Here is a 1,365-nt window from a genome sequence, read left to right on the forward strand (position 1 = left end):
CAGTACGTGGGCCTCGTTCCTGTCGCCCTACCGTCGACAGTGAATCTCGGCGGCCATGATGCGTACGTGAAGAAGCTTCGCGGCATGCTTCAGGCTGCGGGCGCTTCCGTCGCGGTCGCTTCGGAAGCCTTCATCGGTTTCCTCGGTGAAGCTGTCGTTGGCCTGGATATTGCCAAGTGGGGCACGCCGGCCGCGTTCGYCGAGCTGCCGATCCAGAATATCGAACTGCAGCCGCTCGGTCCGACCGAAGTCGCGTACCTGCAGTTCACCTCGGGCAGCACCGGTACGCCGAAGGCGGCGATGATCACCGAGCAGGCCTTGATGGCCAACTTGCAGGGTTCGAACAATTACGGCCTCGACCTGCGTGACGACGACCGTTTCGTGTCCTGGCTTCCGTTCTATCACGACATGGGCCTGGTCGGCTGTCTGCTCACCGTCATGGCGGGTCAGCGCTCGATCGACTATCTCGACACGCGCGAGTTCGCGATGCGTCCGCGTCGCTGGCTGGAGCTGATGAGCCGTTCGAAGGCAACGATCGCCTACAGCCCGCCGTTCGGTTACGAAATGTGCGCGCGTCGCGTCAAGCCGTCGGATATCGCTTCCTACGACCTCTCGCACTGGCGTGTTGCCGGTATCGGCGCCGAGCCGATCCTGCCCGAAGTACCCAAGCATTTTGCCGAGCTGCTGGCGCCGGCCGGTTTCGACGCGCGCGCGTTCGTGCCGTCCTACGGCATGGCCGAGGCCTCGCTGGCAATCAGCTTCTCGCCGCTGCAGGCTGGCATCGTGGTCGAGTGGATCGATCCGACCGACCTGGCCGAAGACCTTATCGCGACGCCGGTCGCTGCCGGCACCGGCACGGGTTTCGTCCGTTGCGGCGGCCCACTCCCGGGTCACGAGCTCGAGATCTGGAACGACGCGGGCAAGCAGCTCGCCGACCTCCACGTCGGCCGCATCATGGTTCGTGGTCCGAGCGTCATGTCGGGCTACTTCCAGCAGCCGGAAAAGACCGCTGAAGTGCTTGCCGCTGACGGCTGGCTCGACACCGGCGACATCGGTTACGTCGTCGACGGCGAAGTCGTGGTCACCGGTCGTCACAAGGACATGATCATCGTCAACGGCCGCAACATCTGGCCGCAGGACATCGAGCGCATCGTCGAACGCCAGCCGGAACTGCGTTCGCAGGACGCGTCGGCCTTCGGTGTGCCGGGCCCGGGTGGCGCGGAAGTCGCCGCCGTGGTCGTCCAGTGCAACACCGACGATGTCGACGTCCGCGAGTCACTGGTCAATCGCATTCGTGGCGATCTCCTCGAAGAGCTGGGCATTGCCTGCCTCATCGAGCTGGTGCCGCGTCACACACTGCCGCGT

General features: G+C 64.8%; 1 protein-coding gene. It reads left to right on the top strand.

From position 1 onward, the window contains the following. Positions 1 to 1,365 (top strand): fatty acyl-AMP ligase (locus AC1DT2_RS23480; RefSeq protein ID WP_477299086.1); only part of this gene is annotated, 1,365 nt, incomplete at both ends.

The sequence above is a fragment of the Luteibacter sp. P4_E6 genome (assembly GCF_056401535.1).